Source organism: Aquisphaera insulae, from assembly GCF_011064615.1.
Lineage (GTDB): Bacteria > Planctomycetota > Planctomycetia > Isosphaerales > Isosphaeraceae > Aquisphaera > Aquisphaera insulae.
Genome location: NZ_JAALJH010000056.1, coordinates 21,866 through 41,652 on the forward strand (window position 1 = coordinate 21,866; position 19,787 = coordinate 41,652).

16 protein-coding genes are annotated in these 19,787 nt (G+C 70.1%); 6 read left to right on the forward strand and 10 right to left on the reverse strand.

Annotation, left to right across the window (positions count from 1 at the left end; genetic code table 11):
• Positions 1-56: 56 nt before the first annotated feature.
• The 6 genes from G6O54_RS24725 (at position 57) to G6O54_RS24750 (ending at position 7,182) form a co-directional block, all read left to right on the forward strand.
• Positions 57-3,440 (forward strand): hypothetical protein, encoded by a 3,384-nt coding sequence (locus G6O54_RS24725; RefSeq protein WP_165229130.1) that lies wholly within the window; start codon positions 57-59, stop codon positions 3,438-3,440.
• 233 nt (positions 3,441-3,673) lie between these two features.
• Positions 3,674-4,417, forward strand: coding sequence for a nuclear transport factor 2 family protein (locus G6O54_RS24730; protein WP_165229132.1), 744 nt, complete (start codon positions 3,674-3,676; stop codon positions 4,415-4,417).
• 34 nt (positions 4,418-4,451) lie between these two features.
• Entirely contained in the window at positions 4,452-5,714 is a 1,263-nt protein-coding gene (locus tag G6O54_RS24735) for a pyridoxal phosphate-dependent aminotransferase (RefSeq protein WP_165229134.1), read from the forward strand.
• Between the two features lie 17 nt (positions 5,715-5,731).
• Positions 5,732-6,379, forward strand: a complete 648-nt coding sequence (locus G6O54_RS24740; RefSeq protein WP_165229136.1) for a DNA-3-methyladenine glycosylase family protein — start codon at positions 5,732-5,734, stop codon at positions 6,377-6,379.
• A gap of 186 nt (positions 6,380-6,565) precedes the next feature.
• Positions 6,566-6,799, forward strand: a complete 234-nt coding sequence (locus G6O54_RS24745; RefSeq protein ID WP_165229138.1) for a type II toxin-antitoxin system Phd/YefM family antitoxin — start codon at positions 6,566-6,568, stop codon at positions 6,797-6,799.
• A complete protein-coding gene (locus G6O54_RS24750) occupies positions 6,796-7,182 on the forward strand; it encodes a type II toxin-antitoxin system VapC family toxin (RefSeq protein WP_165229140.1) in 387 nt (128 codons plus the stop codon). The genes G6O54_RS24745 and G6O54_RS24750 overlap by 4 nt, the downstream gene beginning before the upstream one ends.
• 31 nt (positions 7,183-7,213) lie before the next feature.
• On the opposite strand, the gene G6O54_RS24755 is transcribed toward G6O54_RS24750, so the two are convergent.
• The 10 genes from G6O54_RS24755 to G6O54_RS24800 all read right to left on the reverse strand — a co-directional run bounded on the left by G6O54_RS24755 (position 7,214) and on the right by G6O54_RS24800 (position 19,760).
• On the reverse strand, positions 7,214-7,576 hold the full coding sequence (locus tag G6O54_RS24755; protein ID WP_165229142.1) for a hypothetical protein: 363 nt from the start codon (positions 7,574-7,576) through the stop codon (positions 7,214-7,216).
• Between the two features lie 112 nt (positions 7,577-7,688).
• Entirely contained in the window at positions 7,689-8,873 is a 1,185-nt protein-coding gene (locus G6O54_RS38565; protein ID WP_165229144.1) for an Mrp/NBP35 family ATP-binding protein, read from the reverse strand.
• A gap of 133 nt (positions 8,874-9,006) precedes the next feature.
• On the reverse strand, positions 9,007-9,495 hold the full coding sequence (locus tag G6O54_RS24765; protein ID WP_165229146.1) for a hypothetical protein: 489 nt from the start codon (positions 9,493-9,495) through the stop codon (positions 9,007-9,009).
• 63 nt (positions 9,496-9,558) lie between these two features.
• Positions 9,559-11,013 (reverse strand): DUF1501 domain-containing protein, encoded by a 1,455-nt coding sequence (locus G6O54_RS24770; protein WP_165229148.1) that lies wholly within the window; start codon positions 11,011-11,013, stop codon positions 9,559-9,561.
• A 9-nt stretch (positions 11,014-11,022) separates the two neighbouring features.
• The gene (locus G6O54_RS24775) at positions 11,023-14,157 is read right to left on the reverse strand and encodes a PSD1 and planctomycete cytochrome C domain-containing protein (protein ID WP_165229150.1); all 3,135 of its coding nucleotides are present in this window, start codon (positions 14,155-14,157) and stop codon (positions 11,023-11,025) included.
• Positions 14,158-14,261: 104 nt separating this feature from the next.
• On the reverse strand, positions 14,262-15,521 hold the full coding sequence (locus G6O54_RS24780) for a glycosyltransferase (RefSeq protein WP_165229152.1): 1,260 nt from the start codon (positions 15,519-15,521) through the stop codon (positions 14,262-14,264).
• 4 nt (positions 15,522-15,525) lie between these two features.
• The gene (locus G6O54_RS24785; RefSeq protein WP_165229154.1) at positions 15,526-16,800 is read right to left on the reverse strand and encodes a glycosyltransferase; all 1,275 of its coding nucleotides are present in this window, start codon (positions 16,798-16,800) and stop codon (positions 15,526-15,528) included.
• A gap of 51 nt (positions 16,801-16,851) precedes the next feature.
• Entirely contained in the window at positions 16,852-17,325 is a 474-nt protein-coding gene (gene rpsG, locus G6O54_RS24790; protein WP_165229156.1) for a 30S ribosomal protein S7, read from the reverse strand.
• A gap of 59 nt (positions 17,326-17,384) precedes the next feature.
• Complete coding sequence (rpsL, locus tag G6O54_RS24795; RefSeq protein WP_165229158.1) at positions 17,385-17,780, reverse strand: 30S ribosomal protein S12; 396 nt, start codon at positions 17,778-17,780, stop codon at positions 17,385-17,387.
• 525 nt (positions 17,781-18,305) lie between these two features.
• Complete coding sequence (locus G6O54_RS24800) at positions 18,306-19,760, reverse strand: DUF1501 domain-containing protein (protein WP_165229160.1); 1,455 nt, start codon at positions 19,758-19,760, stop codon at positions 18,306-18,308.
• Positions 19,761-19,787: the final 27 nt, after the last annotated feature.

The following is a 19,787-nucleotide window of genomic DNA, read 5'->3' on the forward strand; positions in this document are numbered from 1 at the left end:
GAGGGGACTCCGGGTGGTGTGGCCGGCCGGTCGGGGGCGGCGTGACGGGACGGGGAATGTCCCCCAGGTTAGCGGTGGGAGAACTCGACGGCAATGGCCCTCGCGGGCTGGACGTTTCGCACCGGACCTTCGAAAATACCAGCCGACGGACCGTCGTCGAACGGATCGGCCAGGGACGCAACCGGGGGATCGAGCGGAAGGCTTCGTCCACGAGCATGGTGCCGGACTACTACGCCAGGCTGGGGGTCGATCCGAGGGCGACGACGGCCGAGATCGAGGCCGCGCTTCGGAAGCGTCAGCCCGCGTGGTCGATGGGGACGAGGAACCCGAAGACCCGGCACGCGAACCAGCTCTATCTCGACGAGGTCCCGGCCCTCCGCCGCGCCCTCCTCGGCGGGCCGGAGGCGCGGGCGTCCTACGACGCGGACCTCGCCGCGGTCGAGATCGCGGTGCGGGAGGAGAAGCTCGACCGGCTCCAACGGCGGATCCGGCTCCGGTCGGCCAAGGGGGGGCTTACGGCCGACGATCGCGGCCTGCTCCGCGAGGAGGCCGGACGCCTCGGCCTCGACGACCAGGCCCTGGAGCGGCTGACCCGGAACATCCCCGACCTCCTCCCGCAGGTCCGGATGGACGACGCACCGGAGGAGGACGAGGGCCCCGCCGACGTCCTCGACCCCTCGACGCGGAGGCAAATCCACGCCGCGCTCGAACACCTCGGCCGCCGCAACCTGTACGACGCGCTCGACCTGCCGCGCGAGGCGCCCGCCTCGATCGTGGCCGCCAGGGCCGACGAGGAGCGACAACGCTGGATGCGGAAGGCCCAGGTGACGGCGGAGAAGACCGCGTGGCTCGAGGCCATCTCGCACGCCCAGTCGCACCTCACCACGCCCAGGGAGAGGGCCCGCTACGACCGCACGCTGGACCATGAGTCCGAGGAACGGTTCGAAGAGGTCACGGGGTTCGCCCTGAGGGGGCTGACGCGGCTCGATGCCGGCACCCGCGAGGCGCTCCTCGCGGAGGCGGCCGCGCTGGGCGTTCGGGCGGACCGGGCCGATCGCCTCCTGCGGCGGGCCTGCCGCAAGCTGGGGATCGCGCAGGACGGCGGCGCCGTGGCTCCGGCCGGACCGGCGGCGCGCGCGGGAGCCGCTGCCAGGGCCGCCGGGCCGGAGAGCTATCCCCAGGTCCGTTGCCGGAGCTGCTCCGGCCTGACCGAGCTGAGCCCGACGGCCCGGCGCTCCGGGGCGGCTCGCTGCCGGCACTGCGGGGCGACGCTGCGGTGGGACTGCCCCGTCTGCCGCCGGAATCACGGGATCGACCGGGCGAAGTGCGATTGCGGCTTCCCGCTGGCACTCCGCGAGCCCGTCGTGCGTCACGTGGCCGCCGCGCAGCAGGCCTTCCGCCGCCACGACCTGGCCGTGTCGCGCGAGCACCTGGAGCAGGTCCAGCGATACGCCCCCAACCACCCGGGGGCGAGGAACGGGCTCGAGAAGATCCGCGAGCGGCAGGCGGCCATCGAGCAGGTCCGGATGGCCTGCGAGCTGGCGCTGGCCGGCCGTCGGCTGGCCGCGGCGAGGCGCGCGGCGGACGCCTGGCGGCGGCTGGACGACCCGGCCAATCCCGAGATTCGCCAGGCGTGGAAGGCGATCGGCGAGGGACTTCGACAGGCCGAGTCCCTGGCGGCCCGAGGCCGGGCCCTCGAACGGGTCGATCCGTCGGCGGCGCGGGCCCTTTACAGGAGGAGCCTGGAGGTTGCCGCGGATCTCCCCGAGGCCCTGGCGGGACTTCAGCGGTGCCCGCCGGATGGGCCGACCGGCCTGCGCGCACAGTCCCTCGGGGACCGAATCCGCCTGTGGTGGACTCCCCCCGCGCCCGATGGCCTGGGGCCGCTGACCTTCGCGATCGTCCGGAAGCGGGGCGGCATCCCGGAACAGCCCGGCGACGGCACGAGGATCGCGGAGGTCTCCACCTGCGAATACGACGACCGGCACGTCCGGCCGGGCGAGTCCGTCGGCTATGCGGTCCTCGGCAAGCGAGGGGAGGCGGAGTCGCTGGCCGCCGTGGCCGTCGGCCCGGTCGTCTACCTCCCCGACGTCGAGGATGTCCGGGTCGAGCCGCGCCAGTCCGAGGTGGAGCTCTCGTGGATCCCGCCCCACGGCGTCTTCGAGGTCCGCGTCGTCCGCAAGCTGGGCTCTCCCCCCGAGGGCCCGCGCGACGGCACGAGGATCCCCGCCGCGCTCGACCACGCGGTGGATGCGGACGCCCGGCCAACCGACGGGTCGATCGTCCATTACGGGATCTACGCCATCTACCGGGCGTCGGAAGGCCGGCGCTACCCGTCCCCGGGCGTCCTGGCGACGGCCGGCCGGCAGGATCTGTCGCCGCCGATGGGGGCCCCGCGGCTCTCCCGAGGCCCGGGACGTTCGGTCGTCCTCGACTGGGTCGATCCGCCTCGCGGATCGGTGCGGATCCTCCGGACACTCCGGCCGCTCCCCTTCCCCCCCGGCGCGCGGATCCGGATCGAGGACGCGGAGCCGCTCGGCTCCTGGGTGGCCCTGACCGGGCCGAACCGCGCGGAGGATCCCGACCCGCCGGCCGTCGCCTGCTACTACACGGCAACCGTCGCGATCGGCACGACCCTGACCCTCGGCGGCACGGCGGTCGCCAGCCAGGTCGCCGAGCCGTCCGACCTCCGCGCCACCCGATCCGGCACGCCATCGGTCAACGGATCGGCCGGCGTGCGGGTTTCGCTCCGCTGGATCTGGCCCCCGAGTGCGACCGGCACCCGGCTGGCCGCCCGCTGGGGGGCTCCCCCGGACGGCCCCGACGATCCGCGATCGATCGCGACGACCGTGCTTCGCGAGGACTACGATCGGCACGGCTCGTGGTCGCTGAGCCTCCCCGCGACCGGCCCGCGGACGCCCGCCTCCAGGCCGGACGACCGCGCCGACGGCGGCGTCAACGGCCATGCGACGGGGGCCGTCGCCGCTGCCGTTGCGGTTCATCCGCCCCTGGATCGCTGGTACATCACCGCGTACACGGTCCTCGATCAGGGCGGAGAGCTCGCCTTCTCCGCGGGCCACGAGCCGTCCGCGACGACCACCGTTCCGGGCCCGCACCCCGAGATCACGATCCGCTATGCCCTCAAGCGGCCGTGGCTTCCCGGCAGGCCCTGGTCGCTGACCCTGTCCACGGAGCCGCCCGGGGAGCCGATCCCCCCCATGGTGCTGGTCGCCAACCTCCGGGCCATCCCGCTCTCCACCGAGGATGGCGAGGTCATCGCCCGCTTCCCGGCCGGCCGCGACGGTGCCAGCCATCCCATCCGCACCGCCTTCCCGCTCGGTCGATCGGGCGTCCGAGCCTTCATCGATCCCCTCGCCGACCCCGCCTCCATCCCCCCCATCCGGCTCCGCCACCCCGAGGACGGCGCCACCCGCGCCTGACGCCGGTACAGGCCCTTCAGGTGCGCCGGAGTGTTTGCCTAATTCCTTTCTGGAAAACAGTTTGTGATTGTGAAGTCGGTCCACTCCAGGGATTCGTTTCGCCCCGTTCCGGGTTCTGATAGGATAGACGACTTGCACCTAACCCTTCTCGAATCAGGTCGCCCTCGGGCGAGGATCTCCCCCGCGACGGCACTGGCGTCGCACTTGCCCAGGGACGCATCGGGACGACACGGATGAATCCATACAGCAACGACGCCGACGATTTTTACGTCAATGTTCATCTGAATACCGAGATGGAGCTGCCGACGAACCGGGACACCGTGCTCCATTTCTTTGAGCAGATGAAGAAGGGGTTCCCGGACTTGCGGAACTTCCACACGAGGGAGAACGGCGACCTCGTGCTGGAGGGGGACAAGGAGAAGGCGGCCTACCGGTGGGTCTCGATCGAGCCGAGGCGGCTTTGCAGCGGCCACACCAATCCGGAATCGATGGATGAGGCCTACCGGCAGCACGAGCTGCTGCTGGACCTGGCGCCGCCCCTGCTGACGATCAGCCTGCTGGACTGCGAGGCGCTCGACGTCATGTATGGGTTCGACTTCACCTACGAGGGGAACCACGACGAGGTGGTGACCGAGGCCCTGGGGGTGGGCAACGCGATCGAGGGCCTGCTCGAGCTGCCCCGGACCCGGGTGATCAACTTCGAGCCCTCGATCACGCTGGCGCTCGACGAGTCGTGCCAGCTCCAGTGCCGGCTCTCGATCGAGACCCGGACGAACACGTTCCAGGTCCGGAGCAACGAATTCGCGGACGATCAGCTCAGCGTCTATTTCACGATCCGGCAATACTGGGGCGCCGGCCCGGACCGGAGCTTCGTGGAGTCGTTCCGCCGCCAGAAGGAGGTCGGCGAGGAGATCCTCCGCCGCTCCGTGATCCCGCGGATCGTCCGCCCGCTGGCCCAGGTGATCGCCTCGCGCTAAGGGGCGATTTGGCCCGTCTCAGGAAGTCGCAGCCATGATCCGACTCAGTGAGCTTGCTCGCAACCTGACCGCGGAGACGGCGTTCACGGTCCTGGCCCTGGCCCGCGCGCTCAAGGCACGGGGCAAGGACGTGGTCGAGCTGGAGATCGGCGATAGCCCCTTCCCGACCACCCCGCACGCCCGGGAGGCGGGCATCCGCGCGATCGAGGAAGGCTTGACGGGGTACGGTCCCAGCCTGGGCCTGCCGGGGTTCCGCGAGGCGGCGGCGCGGATCGCGTCCGAGGAGTTCGGCTACGCGGCTACGGCGGAGAACATCGTAGTGGCCTCCGGCGCCAAGCCGTTCGAGCAGTACTTCGCCGAGGCCCTCCTGGACCCGGGGGACGGCGTCCTGATTTTCAGCCCGCACTTCCCCACGTATATCCCGAACCTTCAGCGGCGGCAGGCCCGAGCGGTGGTCGTCCCGCTGCGGGTCGAGGATGCCTTCCGACCCCGCGCCGAGGATGTCCGCCGGTTCGTCGAGACCGACCCGAAGCCGCGGGCCATCTTCCTGAACTCCCCCCACAACCCCACGGGGGGCGTGGCCACGCCGGCGGACCTGGCGGCCATCGCCGACGTGGTCCGCGGGACGGACGTGATGGTCTTCTCCGACGAGCCGTACTGCCACATGGTCTGGTCCGGGAAACACGCCTCGATCCTGGCCCAGCCGGGCATGTTCGAGAACGTGGTGGCGGCCTACACGTTCAGCAAGTCGTACAGCATGAGCGGCTGGCGGATCGGATTCGCCGTCGCCCACCCGGAGGTCGTGGAGGCGATCGGCAAGCTGATCAACACGACCGCCTCGTGCAGCCCCCCGTTCGTCCAGTGGGCCGCCGAGGCGGCGCTCCGGCTCGACCGGCCGGCGCGCGAGGACTACATGGGCCGCTTCCGTGCCAAGGTCGAGCGGCTCTCCGAGGGGCTGAAGCGCGTGGAGGGCCTGAGCGTGGCCATGCCGGCCGGGACGTTCTATGTCTTCCCGGACGTCCGCCGGATCTGCAACGCGCTCGGGATCACGTCGCACGGGCTGGCCCTCTACCTGCTGGAGGGCGCGGACGACGCATTCGGCGTCGCCTGCCTGGGCGGCGAGTGCTTCGGCGAGGCCGGCGCGGGGTTCCTGAGATTCAGTTGCGCGGAGCCCGACGAGCGGATCGACCAGGCGGTCGCGTTCCTGCCCGAGGCGCTCGGCCGCAAGGACCGCGTGCGGCGCTATCTCGACGCGAATCCGGCCCACGTGCTGCGTGAACCCTACCCGGTGGATTGAGCAGGCGAGACCCGTCCATGGCGCGGAAGCCCGCGAAGGTCGAGGACAAGGTCAAGGAGACGGACCGATGGGCCGCGGCGGTCCGGCATCTCCGCCGCGTCGATCCCGGCCTGCGCGCGATCATCAAGCGGGTCGGCCCGTGCCGGCTGAAGCCGCGTCCGGATCGGTTCGGGACGCTGGTTCGGGCGATCGTCTCCCAGCAGATCTCGACGAAGGCGGCGGAGTCGATCAACGCCCGGCTCCATCTCCTGGGCGGCGATCCGCATCGGCCCGAGGCCTTGCTTGCCCTCAGCCAGGAGGCGCTCCGCGGCGTCGGGCTCTCGGCGGGCAAGGCCCGCTACGTGGTGAACCTGGCGGAGGCCGTCGCCTCCGGCGCCGTGCCGGTGGAGGGCTTCGACGACTCGTGGGACGACGCGGCGATCGTCGCCTCGTTGACGTCGATCAAGGGCATCGGCGTCTGGACGGCCGAGATGTTCCTCATCTTCTCGCTCAACCGCCCGGACGTCCTGCCGGTCCACGACCTGGGCATACGGTCCGGGCTCCGCGATCATCACGGCCTCGAGGATCTCCCGAGGCCGCGCGATTGCCATGCGCTCGCCGAGTCATGGCGGCCCTATCGGACGGTGGCGAGCTGGTATCTCTGGCGGAACCGGGATGGGGGCTAAGTGGAGGCGATATTCTCGAGAGGCTGGGCTCATCCGGCGGGTGGTGAATGGTGGCATGACCCTGATGCCCCCGCCGTCGCCCCGTTCGTTATCCGCGTTAACCCCCCCGGCATCTGGGATTATGATGAGAGTAGTGCCACCGAAACGATCGTCACGTTAAGGGCCAGGGACCACGGACCAGATGCCATGATCACGATCTCGATTCAAGAAGCCCAGAGCCGGCTCTCTGATCTGATTCACAATCTCTCGCCGGGGGACGAACTGGTCATCACCGAGAACAACCAGCCTGTGGCCAGGCTGTCCCGCAGCGAGCCTAAGACCCAGTGGCCGCGCAAGGCCGGTAGCGCCAAGGGGAGGCCACACTGGATGGCTCCCGATTTTGACGCCCCGCTCGAGGATTTCAAGGAGTACATGGAGTGAACCTGCTCCTCGATTCCCACAGTTTCCTCTGGTTCGTGTGGGACGACCCTCAGCTCTCCCCCACGGCCAAGGCACTGATCGAGGACCCGGCGAATCGCTGTCTCGTCAGCGTGGCGAGCTGCTGGGAGATCTCCATCAAGGTGGGCCTGAAGAAGCTTGAGCTAGGCGAACCCGCCACGACGTTCGTCTCTCGGGAGCTGACGACGAACCGCTTCGACCTCCTCGGGATCGAGCTAATCCACGCAACCTCCGTCGAGGCGCTTCCGCCCCACCACAAGGATCCCTTCGACCGACTGCTCGTCGTGCAATCGATGATCGAGAACCTGCCAGTCGTCAGCGCGGACACCCAACTCGATGCCTACGGAATAACCCGGCTCTGGTAAAGGGAGATCTTCCCTGATCTCCGCCAGATCGTCACCAGACCCGCCGGTACGTGCGGACCATGGGAGGCCCGGGGACGACGTAGCGCGGGCCGAATCCCCATCCCGTTGTCATGACGGGACCAGTCACCATCGGCGCGGCCATGACCGGGGCTCCGACGACCATGGGCCGCTGGACGACCACGGGCTGCTGGACGACCATGGGCATGCCGTAGGGGACCACCGGGCCGGCGACCATGGGCGTCGCGACGACCGGTGCACCGAACCCGTAGACCCCGCCGAAGCCGGGCCGGCCGAAGCCGACGAAGCCCCCGGAGACGTACTGCGCGTCCGCCCTCGGTGCGGCGGAGAGGCATGCGAGGACGACCAGCGCGATCAGAGCGTGCTTGATGGACACCTGGGGATCTCCTTCCATCGAGTCAGCCGGCGGCATTCATCCCGGCCCCGTCGACTGTCTTGCATCGGGGCTGGATGAGCCTCATGCCTTACGCCGCCGGCACGAGGCGTGTTCACTGGATGATCTCGAGCTTCGGCAACCGGGCCTTGGCCTCTTCCTGGGCCTTCCGCTCGTTCTGGATGCTGATCTGGGCCGCGAGCTGCTCGACCACGCCGAGCAGGTGAGGGCGCGACGGCGATCCCGGATCGAGGGCGCTGTCCATCCTGCCCGCGTCGCCCGTCTCGCGAAGGTAGAGGTTGAGCGGGACCTCGCCGAGGAACGGGACGCCGAGCTCCTGGGCCCGGCGGCGGGCGCCTCCGCGGCCGAAGAGGTAGGCCCGCTCATCCCCGGGCGAGTCGAAGAAGCTCCGGGATTCCACGAGCTTGCGGGCCTCGGGGCCGCCCCGGTCTTTCAGGTAGGCGAGGACGTCGAAGAAAGCCATGTTCTCGACCATGCCGAGCACCGGGACGCGGAGCTGGCGGAACATCGTGATCGCCCGGGTGGCGTCCAGGAGGGCGACCTCCTGGGGCGTGCAGACGACGACTGCCCCGGTCAGCGGCAGGTTCTGGGCCAGCGACAGGGGGACGTCGCCCGTGCCCGGCGGGAGGTCGATGACCAGGTAGTCCAGCTCGCCCCAATCGACCTGGCGGAGGAATTGTTGCATGATGCCGTGGAGCATGGGCCCGCGCATGATCACGGCCCGGTCCGGCTCCAGGAGGAATCCCATGGACATCAGCTTCAGGCCCCGGGTCTCGATCGGCAGGATCCGCTCGCCGATGGCCCGAGGCCGCTCGTTGGCCCCGACGAGGTGGGGGATCGACGGGCCGTAGACGTCCGCGTCCATCAGGCCGACGGAGGCCCCGTAGGACTTCAGGCCGAAGGCGATGGAGGCGGCCATGGTGGACTTGCCCACGCCCCCCTTGCCCGACCCCACGGCGATGACATTCTTGATGCCCGGGATGTCGCCCGCCTCCACCGTCCCCTTGCTGCGAACCTCGGCGGTCATGGACACGTTCAGGGTCCACTCGCCGGGCAGGCGTGCTTGCAGGGCGTTGCGGACGTCGCGCTCGATCTGGGCCTTCAGGGGGCAGGCGGGCGTCGTGAGGTTGACGGTCAGCGCGATCGTGCCGTCGCCGACCCGCACGTCCTTGATCATGCCCAGGTCGACCAGGTCGCGTCCGAGGTCCGGATCCTTGACCCCCTTCAGGGCGTCGAGCACATCCCGCTCGCTCAGCGTCGTCTTCGTCTTGCCGAACATCAGGCCGTCGTTTCCTTGTCAGCGGGACGCGATTGCCCCTCGCGGGGTCGCGGATCGATACCAGGTCCGTGACCCCATTCTATTCGTGCGGGCCCGAAAGGACTACCCGCCCCGATCGCCCACCCGCGGGAGTTCACGCGATGGTCTCAGCGGCGGCCGTCTCCAGGCGGTGGATCACGGCCTCGATCCAGCCTTCCGCGTCCTCCGGCTCCTCTGGCTCGAGGCGGCGCGACCATCCCTCGTGCTCGGCCCGCCGAATGGCCTGGGCGATCCACGCGTCGAGCAGATCCGCGATCGCCGGGGGTGGGGCGAACCCGGAGACGACATGCGTGGCCCCGAGCTCCCTTGCGAGCAGGCGGATGCCCGGGACCTCGTCCGGGTCGAGGACCAGGATCCGGACGGAGGAGTCCATCTCCTGGAGCCGATCCAGGGCGGCCATCCCTCCCGCGAGGTCCCGCGCCAGGTCGATCAGCACGACGGGGCAGGCGAGGCCCGACATCGCGGCCTTGAGGTCGGACGGGGACCGCGTCTGAAGCCAGCGAACGGGCCTGCCGGCAAGCCTGGGGCGGAGCTGCCTGGCCCAGGAATCGTGCCGCTCGTGGAGGATGACGCCGATCCGCATCGCGGGCCTCTTCGAAAGAGCCTGACCTCTCCGGGATCAACCGGCGGCCGGGGCAGCGACCGGCTAGGCGAGGATCTCCCGGATCACCCTCGCCGGCTCGACGCCCGTCAGCCGGACGTCCAGGCCCTGGAACTTGTACGACAGCCGCGCGTGATCGATCCCGCAGAGGTCGAGGATGGTGGCGTGCAGGTCGCGGACGTGGACGACGTCCTCGACCGCCCGATAGCCGAGCTCGTCGGTGGCGCCGTAGGTCACGCCCCCCTTGATGCCGCCGCCCGCCATCCAGAGGGAGAACCCCAGGATGTGGTGGTCTCGACCGGTCCCCTGCCCCATCGGCGTCCGCCCGAACTCGCCCCCCCAGAGCACCAGGGTGTCGTCGAGCATGCCGCGCTGTTCCAGGTCCTTCACGAGCGCGGCGCACGCCTGGTCGACCTCCTTCGCGGCCATGGGCATGGCGTGGGCGATGTCGCCGTGATGGTCCCAGGCCCGGTGGTAGAGCTGGATCATCCGGACGCCGCGTTCGGCCAGCCGGCGGGCCATCAGGCAGTTGGAGGCGAAGCTGCCGTCCCCGGGCTGCTTGATGCCGTACATCTCCAGGACGCTCCGCGGCTCGCTGCCGAAATCGGTCAGCTCCGGGATCGAGGCCTGCATCCGGAAGGCCAGCTCGAACTGGGCGATCCGCGTCTGGATCTCCGGGTCGCCCATCTCGTCGGCGAGCATCCCGTTGAGGCGGTTGATCTCGGCGACGCTCTCGCGCTGGTGCTCGCGGTCGACGCCCGGCGGGCTCGAGATGTAGTGGACGGCGTCGCCCCGGGACTGGAACTGGATCCCCTGGAACTTGCTGGGGAGGATCCCCGCCGACCACTGGCGGGCCGAGACCGGCTGCTGGCCCGTCGCGCCGGCCGACGTGAAGACGACGAACCCCGGCAGGTCGTCCGTCTCCGCCCCGAGGCCGTACAGGAGCCACGAGCCCATGCTCGGCCGGTTCTTGAGGATCGACCCGGAGTTCATGAACGCGTGCGCCGGGTCGTGATTGATCTGCTCGGTCGTCATCGATCGGACGATGCACATGCGATCGGCGATCCCCGCGATGTGGGGGAAGAGGTCGGAGATCTCCTGACCCGACCGGCCGTGGCGGTGGAAGCCGCAGGTGGGCCCGCGGGCCTTGAGGGTCATGTTCTGGAGCTGGGCGAGCTGCTGCCCCTTCGTGAACGACTCCGGGAACGGCTTGCCGTCCAGCTCCCTGAGCTGGGGCTTGTGATCGAAGCTCTCGAACTGGGACGGCCCGCCGGCCATGCAGAGGTGGATCACGCGGCGGGCCTTGACCGGCCGCTGCGGCGGGTCGACGACCCCTCGCCAGCGGCCCGCGGGCTTCGCCGTGTCGGCCCCGCGGGCGATGAGCCCGGGGTCGAGCAGCGTCGCCAGGGCCATCCCGCCCAGGCCGTAGACCGAGTTCTTCAGGAAGGCCCGCCGCCGCAGGGCCGCCCGCCACTCGCGAAGATCGGATGGAGTGTCCATGATTGGCCCTCAATATCGGGTGATCGTCTCGTGGAGCCCGAGCACGACCCGGCAGACGGCCGTCCAGGCCGCCAACTCGGCCGGCGTGACGTCCTTCGTCCTCGGGGCGAGCCCCACGCCCAGGAGCTCCTCCGCCGCGGCGGGGCGACTGCCGAAGTAGGCCCGCTGCGCGGCCAGGAACGAGAGCAGAGAACCGCGCTCGCCATCGCGCGGGGGGCGCGCCAGCGCGAGCCGATAGATGCGGTCGATGCGGGCCGCCTCGTCGCCTCGATCGCGGAGGATACCCTGGGCAAGGACCCTCGCCGCCTCCACGAAGGTCGGGTCGTTGAGCAGCGTGAGGGCCTGCTGCGGCGTATTGGCGACGTTCCGAACGGCCGTGCATTCCTCGCGCGACGGGGCGTCGAAGTTCGCGAGCATCGGCTGGAGGAAGGTCCGCTGCCAGTGCATGTAGACGCCCCGGCGATACTGGCGATCGTCCGGGCTGGCGATGTACTCACGGTCCGGGAACTGGAGGTTGGCGTAATAGCCCGGCGGCTGGTAGGGGAAGACGCTCGGGCCGCCGAGCTCGGGATTGAGCAGCCCCGCGATGGAGAGGGCGTTGTCGCGGACGAACTCGGCCTCGAGCCGCCTCGGCGACTGGCAGGCGACGAGGCGGTTGCTCGGATCCAGGTCGCGCAGGTCCGCCCGGTGCCTCGACTCGCGGCGATAGGCGTCCGACATCACGACGAGCTTGACGATCCGCTTGACGTCCCAGCCCCCTTCGCGGAACTCGACCGCCAGCCAGTCCAGGAGCTCCGGGTGCACGGGCCATTCGCCCTGCGCGCCGACGTCCTCGATCTGGGCGCTGAGGCCGGTGCCGAAGAGCTGCTTCCAGATCCGGTTGACGAACACCCGGGCCGTCAGCGGGTTCTCCGCCGAGGTGATCCACCTCGCCAGGTCGAGCCGGCTGAGACGAGCGTCGCCCGGACTCGAGGGGGCGGATCTCGCACCGGGGAGGAAGTGGGGCACCGCCGGCTCGACGATCGGGCCGCTCTCGTCCTGCCAGTTGCCGCGGGGCAGCACGCGGACGGTCCGCGGCGGGGCGGCCTTCGCGACCATGACGTACGTCCGGCCGGCGCTGCACTCCTGGATCTCGCGGCAGGACGACTTCAGCTCGGCCCAGGCAGGCCCGCGCGAGCCCCGCGAGAGCTCGAGCAGCTCGGCGACGATGGGATTGATCGGAGACTTGCCGTCGCCGGCGTGGGCGGCCTCGGCGAGGGCTCGCCGTTCCTCCTCGTCGAGCTCGGGCCGTCCGCTCGGTGCGGGCCCGAAGGGAGAGACCGAGAGGCGGACGCAGCCGGCGTGATCGGTCGTGAGGGTGAGCCTCAGCTCGTCCTCGGCGGCGAGGTCCGCCGGGGTGTCGAGGCACCAGACGGCGGTTTGGGCCCTGTCCTTCCGGGCCTTCTCGGTCAGCCAGGCGTCGAGGACGCCCGGGACCTCGTAACCGTTGAAGTAGCGCGGCTCGTGGGCGTCGGCCTCCGCCATGAAGAAGGACAAGGGGCGCTCGCCGGACCGGCCCCGCACCGTCGCGCCGAGCTTCAGCGTCGCACTGTCTGCGCCGTCGCGTGTGACCTTGCCGCCGTTCGAGGCGTGGGGGAGGACCTCGACGCGGATCCGGGCGACTCGTCCCGGGCCGGGCCTCAAGGCGAGGATCAGCGGCTGCTTCGAGGACGACACCCCCGTCACCAGGATCGCCCCGTCCTCGACGGCCCGCGCCGGGCCCTTCTCCACCAGGGCCCGGGGCGTGTCCCAGCCCGTGGGATGTTGCTCCACGAAGGCGGCGGCCTGGCGGATCCAGGCCTGGCCGTCGGGGCCGGCGGTCGCGGCCGAATCCAGGCAGGTCCGGCGGATCTTCGCCCGCAAGCCGGCGATTCGTCGCTTCAGGTAGGGGCTCTCGACGGCGGCCTCCGGGGGGAACGGGTGGTCGTTGCTCCAGCCCTTCAGCTCCGGGTTCGGTGTGTAGTCGTAGTCCTGGTAGACGCCCCATTGCTTGAGGTCGGCGAAGAAGGCGGCCAGCGAGTAGAAGTCGCGCTGGGTGAACGGATCATACTTGTGATCATGACATTCCGCGCACCCCATCGTGGATCCGAGCCAGGTGATGGAGACCGTCCGGACGCGATCGGCGGCGTACTTGGCCAGGTATTCGCCGGGCTGGGCGCCTCCCTCGCGGGTCATCATGTTGAGCCGATTGAAGCAGGTCGCCGTGAGCTGCTCCGGCGTCGGGTTCGGCAGCAGGTCGCCGGCGATTTGCTCGAGGGTGAAGACGTCGAACGGCTTGTTCTTGTTGAAGGAGTCGATGACGTAGTCGCGATAGGGGAAGACGCGCTGGCCCTGGTCGCCGTGATAGCCGACCGTGTCCGCGAACCGGGCCATGTCCAGCCAGGGGACGGCCATCCGTTCGCCGTAGTGGGGCGATCGGAGGAGGCGATCGACGAGCTTTTCATAGGCGCCCGGGTCGTCGTCCTGCTCGAAGGCGCGGACCTCGTCGGGCGTGGGCGGCAGTCCGATCAGGTCGAGGGAAAGGCGGCGGATCAGGGTCCGGCGATCGGCGTCCGGCGAGGGCGTGATCCCCTTCGATTCGAGGACGGCCTGGATGAAGGTGTCGATCGGGTTGCGGACCCGGGACGCGTCGCGGACGGCCGGGACGGGGGGCCGTTCGGGGCGGACGTAGGCCCAGTGGGCCTGGTATTCGGCCCCCTGGGCTACCCACGCCTTGAACGCCTGCTTCTGCGCGGGGGTGAGGGACTTGTGGCTCGACGGCGGGGGCATGACGGCCTCGGCGTCGTCGCTGAAGATCCGCGAGATGGCCTCGCTCTCGTCGGCCTTGCCGGGGACGATCGCCTTGAGGGCCACGGCGGAGTCGCGCTCGTCGAGCCGGAGTTTGGCCTTGCGGCGGTTCTTGTCCGGCCCGTGGCAGGAGTAGCAGTTCTCCGAGAGGATGGGCCGGATGTCGCGGTTGAACTGGACCGGGCTCTTGCGGTCGGGTCCGGCCTCGGCGGCCCGGAGGCGAGAGAAGTCGCCCGGCGTCAGCCCGAACGTGGCGAGGCCGAGGATCGCCAGGAGGAGTCGCCGTAATCGTGTGGGGCGGGTTCCTGGATCTGGCATGGCGGGCAACCTCCCGAGGCGGAGCGAAGAGAGGCAAGGCGATGGAGCCGGAGGCCGTGAGCCGATGGATACCCCACACTATAGGCGTGTCCGCCCGGCGATCTCTACCCGGCACCGCTCCTGCTCGCCCCTGCGACCCGGTCGAGGAAGTCCCGGATCGGCGGGATGCAGACGTCAAGGGAGTAACGCGCCTCGATCGTTCGGCGGGCCTCGCGGCCGATGCCCTCGTAATCACCCGGTCGGGCGAGGACCGCGAGGGCCGTCGCCGCGAGACGGTCCACGTCGAAGAGCGGTTCGAGGAGACCATTGACCCCGGGCTCGATGATCTCCCGGACGGGCGCGACGTCCGAGGCCAGCACGGGGAGGCCGGTGGCCATCGCGTTGAATAGCGACCAGGAGACGACGAAGGGCGCGGTGAGATAGAGGTGCAGGTCGCTCCGGCGCAGGAGGTCGGCCAGGTCCTCGGGCAGGATCCGGCCGGTGAAGACGAACTTCGAGAGGTCGTGATCGCCGCGGTCCAGCACCCACCGCTTGAAGCTCGGCGATCCGGTGTGGAGCTTGTCCCAGCCGTAGTGGATCTCCTCGCCGCCGACCACGAGGAAGAGCACGTCCGACCGCTCCCGGAGGATTCGCCCGGCGACCTCCATGAACAGGTCGAAGCCGCGGATCGATTCGAGGCCGCGGGAGACGAACGTCACCACCTTCGTCCCCGCCGGGATCGCCAGCTCCTTGCCGCCCACGATCAGCGGCGACGGCGGCGGCCCGGGCCGGTACAGGTCGATGTCGATGCCGTCGAAGAGTGCCTCGATCCGGGGCCGAAACCGCTCCGGGAACGAATCCCTCTGCCATCGCGTCGCCGAGTAGCCGGCGTCGCAATCCGCGAGCGCGGCGAGCGTCGGGGCGTTGATGCAGCGGGGGAAGAACGGGGCCGGCTCGGCCGGCGGCAGGTCGATCCGGTACGAGATGTCGCGATGGCTGGTCGCGAAATAATATTCGCAATAGACGATGATCGGCACGTCCAGGTGGTCGCGGAGGAAGAGCGTGGGAGCCCCGCGCCCGCCGTGGGCGACGACCAGGTCCGGCCGCAGGCCGGGCCGCGCCCGCATGGCCTCGGCGACCGTCGCGCACTGCTCGAGGTAGGCCCCGAAGATCTGCGGCCAGGGGATGCCGTCGTTCGAACGGTGATCGGCCGAGAGCGGGAGCTGGTGGATCTCCAGCGATTCGAGCATCTCGCGCGACGGCGTCGGGCAGCTCGAGAGCTGCTGGACCAGGTATGAGCAACGCCAGCCATACCGCCGTTTCAGCTCCAGGCCGAGCCGGCCGAACTGGGCGGGGAAGGCGTCGTGGAGGAAGAGCACGTGCACGGCGTCACCCCCTCCGCCCGGTGGCCGCAAGCTCGGCGAACCGTTCCGCGATTCGCGGCAGGCAGGCTTCGCGAGAGTAGCTCGATCGGACGAGCGCGGCGGCGGCCTCGCCGAGCGGCCGGTGCCCGTCCGGGTCGGCGAGCACGGCCAGGGCCCGCACCGTGAACGCCTCGGGATCGGCCGGGTCGGCGAGCAGGCCGGTCCGGCCCGATGTGATGGGCTCGCGGTGCGGCGCCGTGTCGGAGGCGAGCACGACGCAGCCGCGCCCCATCGCCTCCAGGAGCGATCGGGCGACCGGGTAGGGGCGGCCGGGCGCGACGTGAAGGTCGCTCGCGGCCAGGACCTCGGCCGTCGCGGCCGGCGAGCAGCGGCCCAGGATCCACATCCGCTCGGGGTCGGCCGCGGGCTCCTGTGCCCCGAGGCTGGCCGCGTAGTCGCGGCCGTGCTGGTAGACGTCCAGCCCGCGCTCCACGACCTGCGCCCCGACGATCGCGCAAACGACATCTTCGCGGACCTTCAGCACCGCGTTGGCCATCTTCCAGAACCGGTCGAAGCCCCTCAGCCGGTCGAGCGACCGGGCGACGAAGCTGATCACCTTGGTCCCGGCGGGGATGCTCCGCCCCGCGATCGTCCGCCTGGTCGTCGCGGGTGGCCGGCCGATCGAGGCGGGCTCACGCGGGGCGGCGACCCCGTCATGCTGGACCCACATCGTCTCGCGATAGGCGGGCGGATACAGGTGGCGTTGCCAGTGCGTGGGGGTCCACGCGACGTCGGCAGCCTCCAGATCCAGGAGGTCGATCGCATTGATCGACCGCCGCCACCGCGTGTAGGCGGGCGGTGCCCCGGGAGCGTCCTCGTCGGCGAGGTCATTATGCCGGGCGTGGAAGTAGTAATCGAAGAAGCTGACCCGCGGCGGCGCGGGGGTGTAGACGGGGGCGAAGAGGGACGAGCCGAGCATGGCCGAGCGGCCGACGACCAGGTCGATCGGCCGCGGCCGCCGGGATTCCAGGACCTCCCAGCAGCCGTAGGAGTAGCAGAGGCTCCGCTCGAGGGTCCGGGACCAGCTCACCGACGGATCGCGGGCCACGCCGCCGACGCCGAAGTTCTGGAGCTCCAGCCCGTTGCCCACGGAGGCCGGCCAGTTCTCCCGGGGCTCGGCGGTGTGGCAGTAGAACCAGCATCGATAGCCGCGACGGCGGACCAGCCAGTCGGCCATCGCCCCGAGCCGGCCGGGGAAATGGGGCTCGATCCAGAGGACGTGGAGCGGGTCCTGGTCCATGGCGGGCCTCGGCCTATCCGCTCCCCGTCTCCCTCTCGGTCGAATCCGGAATCACCAGGCGAAGTGCGCGAACGCCTTGTTGGCGTCGGCCATGCGGTGGACGTTCTCGCGGCGGGTGATCGCGGCGCCTTCGCGGTTGAACGCGGCGACCAGCTCGTCGGCCAGCTTGATGGCCATCGGCCGGCCCTTCTTCTCGCGGGCGGCCATCAGGATCCAGCGGATGGCCAGGGTCTGCTGGCGGGTCTTGTTGACCTGCATCGGGACCTGGTAGGTGGCACCGCCGACGCGCTTCGAGCGGACCTCGATCATCGGCTTGACGTTCTCGACGGCGCGGGTGAAGACGTCGATCGGCGGCTCGTTGGGGAGCCGCTTCTGGATCAGCTCCATGGCATCGTAGAAGATGCGCTGGGCGACGCTCTTCTTGCCGTTGTGCATGACGCAGTTGATGAACTTGCCGGCCAGCTTCGAGCCGTACCGGGGGTCGGGTCGGAGGTGCGTCTTGCTGGCGGTGAACTTGCGGGCCATATCGGAAAATCCGTCCTGCGGGGATTCGATTCGGGTAGTCGTCGAGAACCGGGGCTACGTCACTTCTTCTTGGCCGGCGCGGCCGCCTTCTTCTTCTGGGCCCCGTACTTGGAACGGGCCTGCTTGCGGTCGGCGACGCCCTGGCAGTCGAGCACGCCCCGGACGATGTGGTAGCGGACGCCAGGCAGGTCGCGGACGCGGCCGCCACGCACCAGGACGATCGAGTGCTCCTGGAGGTTGTGCCCCTCGCCGCCGATATAGGCGGTGATTTCCTTGCTGTTGGAGAGCCGGACCCTGGCCACCTTGCGGAGGGCCGAGTTCGGCTTCTTGGGGGTCATGGTCTTGACCTGGAGGCAGACGCCCCGCTTGAACGGGCAGGACTCGAGCACCGGGGCCTTGGTCTTGTACTTCACCGGCCGGCGCGGCTTGCGAACGAGCTGATTGATCGTGGGCATGTCTCGGTCGTTTCCCTTACCCCGGAGCCGTCCGTCCAGGCTCCCAACCGTCCCTCATCCATCCGTTCCGGGGCCAACTGTGCGAAAGAAACTACGGGATTGAGTCACTCGTCGAGTCGAAAGGCGATGCGATCCGGCGACCCGTCGAAACAGGTCCCGGAACCCCCCGGCTCGCGTCGAGCCCTGGGTCAAGAGCGGCAACTCGCCCTGCCATCGCCGTGATCCGTCCGGCGGCCCCATCGGGATGCTAGGGTCCCCCGCGCGGCCATGGGCACGGCGCGCAAACACTGAGGGCCGAAGCTACGAGTGTAATGAGTCTATCCCGCCTGTCAACCCTCCGCGACGTCATTTCCCGGACCTCGGGCCCCCGGGACTTCCCTGCCCTCCTGCCCGATCCGGGACCTGCGACGGCGGCCGGCTCACGCTCGGGGCTCGACTCGATCTGGGCGATCGGTGTCCCCGGGTTCCTGTTCGTAAGGGTCTTTCAAATCTGTGGTTAAGCTCCGCCCTCGCCGGATTCCGGGCTCAGGCGAGGATGGCGTCGATCGCCTTGCCGTGGTCGATGTCGAGTCGCTTGCGGCCGGGGATCTCGAGGCGGCGGGAGTCGAGGCCGAGCAGCTTGAGGATCGTGGCGTGGATGTCGGTTACGTAATGGCGAGACTCGACGGCGTGGAAGCCGATCTCGTCGGTCGCGCCGTGGACCACGCCCCCCTTGATCCCGCCGCCGGCCATCCAGACGCTGAAGCCGAAGATGTGGTGATCGCGGCCGTCCGAGCCCTGCGAGCCGGGCGTGCGGCCGAATTCGGTGGCGAAGACCACGAGCGTCTCCTCGAGCAGCCCGCGCCGGGCCAGATCCTGGAGCAGGCCGGCGATCGGCCGGTCGACGGCCAGGGCGTTCTGAGCGTGGTTGGACCTCAGTCCCGAGTGCGCGTCCCACGCGCCGGCACCGCCGCCGCCGTGCTGGACCTGGATGAACCGCACGCCCCGCTCCACTAGGCGGCGGGCCGCCAGCATCTGCATGCCGAATTCCCGGCAATGCGGCAGGTGCAGCCCGTAGAGGTTCCTGGTCTCCTCGCTCTCCTGCCGGAAGTCGACCGCCTCCGGCACCGATCGCTGCATGCGGAACGCCAGCTCGTACGAGGCCACCCGAGCCGCGATCGCCGCGTCCCTGGGCGATTGCGCGGCCCGGAGCCCGTTCAGCTCGCCGAGGAGGCCCACGCCGACCGACCTCGCCCGCGCGGAGACGGTCCGTTCGGGCTGGCCGAAGTCGAGCGGATTCTCGGGGTCGATGCGGAGGGGCACCGCGTCGTGGGCGGGGCCCAGGTAGTGGCCATCCTTCTTGTTCCAGTACTCGCGGGTCCCCAGCGAGATGAACTGCGGCAGGTCGTCGTTGAGCGAGCCGAGGCCGTAGTGGACCCACGCCCCCAGCGTCGGGAAGTCGCCGTCGTTCTGGTGCCGGCCGGAGTGGAACTGGGTCTGGGCGCCGTGGTTGCTGTCGGTCGTCCACATCGACCGCACGACCGCCAGCCGGTCGACCTGATTGGCCAAGTGGGGGAACCAATCGCTCACCTCGATCCCGCTCTCGCCACGCTTCCGGTAGCCGACCTGGAGCGGGTAGAGCACATTCCGCTGGTTGCCGTTCCCGTCGGGCACGACCAGCCGTTCGACGGCCAGCCGTTTGGGGGACTGGACGTCCGCGAACGGCGTCTCGGCGATGGTCTTGCCGGCGTAGCGCGTGAGCATCGGCTTGGGATCGAAGCTCTCCATGTGGCTGACGCCGCCGTTCATGAACAGCCAGATGACGCTCTTCGCCCGGGGCGCGAAGTGGGGACGCCCGTCCGGCGGCGACCAGGTGCCCTCGGCCCCGATGCCGTCGCGCTGCAGCATGGCCCCCAGGGCGAGGGCCCCGAATCCGGACAGGAATCCGCGTCGGTTGGCGTTCCCGGCACGGCCCGCGAGGTCCTCGTCGTGGTCGAACATCTTTGGCTCCCGGAGGAGGCGCCTCGC